This window comes from Vibrio sp. 2132-1 (assembly GCF_033344315.1).
In genome coordinates this window covers 1-1,061 of record NZ_JAWPON010000105.1, presented here as the reverse complement: position 1 = coordinate 1,061, position 1,061 = coordinate 1, and the positions used below count along the sequence as shown (strand labels likewise).

Sequence of the window (1,061 nt, the reverse complement as noted above, 5' to 3'; positions counted from 1 at the left end):
AACGCTTGTCGATGCGCCAATCCGTGCTACTCGAAGGGTATGAAATGGGGCTGAACGAAGGCAGAACTCATATCACCAATCTGTCTGGTGGTTATGGTTTAAGTCGAGAAAACTGCCACTTTTGTCTTTAACTCGCAGTGATTGATAAAGTACAAAGAACCCCGCGATTGGCGGGGTTCTTTACGTTTATCGTCTGCGAGATTAGTTCAGTTTATCCCAAGCCATTTCCCAGGGTGAGCCTGTCGCTGGCTCAAATTGTGTTGCACTCTCACTCCACTGTACGCAGTAGCCAGAGTAAGGGAATGGTTTACATTGATAAATCGCGCCGTCGCTTGCTAACACTTTTGTACCTGCTGTGTAGCTAGAAAGCCCCTCTGGGAATACAAAGTCGTATTCGCCTGATGGTGGTGGGGTGACTTCCTCACTTTTTAGATGGAAATCCAGAGTTTGCTGATCGACAAGGTTGCCATCGGTATCTTTAATGCGGGTCACTAACATGTGGTGCCCCGGTTCTGATTTGCTCAGCGTGAGTTCTACTTGTTCGCTTGCACCATCTTGAATTGAACCCGTCCAACTTGCTAGTGGTTCGCGATGATGATTGTAAACCGTTAACTCGGCGGTTAAGTCGCCCTCTGCGGTAAGAGTGAGGTCTAAAGAGGTTGGTTCTGTAGCAATTATGTACTCACTGGCAAGACCATCAACCGTGAGTGAATAGTCAGGTACTGGCGTTTCAATATTGTAGCCAATTTCAACACGCTCAAGGCCACTGTTTGATTGCAGGTAAATTGGGTTCGTGCCGTACACTGGCGTGAACTTGTCTTCCGAATATTGACCAGCTTGAAGCTTAGTTTGCTCTTGGTTGATTTTACTCGCCAAGGCGTAAGACCAGTTTTTCGCTTGAGTGAGTGCGTCGTTACTAATTGCTAGTTCAGTGCGGTATGCAACGTTCTCACCAGATTGATCAAACACGCGAGTGTAAACCGAATCGCCAACCTTTAGATTCATAGTAGGGATGATTTGGCCACCTTGAGTCCACTCAGGAATCGCAGGGGCGTCACCAT

2 pseudogenes are annotated in these 1,061 nt (G+C 47.4%); one reads left to right on the top strand and one right to left on the bottom strand.

The annotated features are described in order from the left end of the window. Positions 1 to 131 (top strand): annotated as a pseudogene (locus R8N47_RS23735) (patatin family protein); the annotation flags it as partial. 70 nt (positions 132 to 201) lie between these two features. On the opposite strand, the pseudogene R8N47_RS23730 reads toward R8N47_RS23735, so the two are convergent. Beyond that, positions 202 to 1,061, bottom strand: a pseudogene (locus tag R8N47_RS23730) (N-acetylglucosamine-binding protein GbpA); the annotation flags it as partial.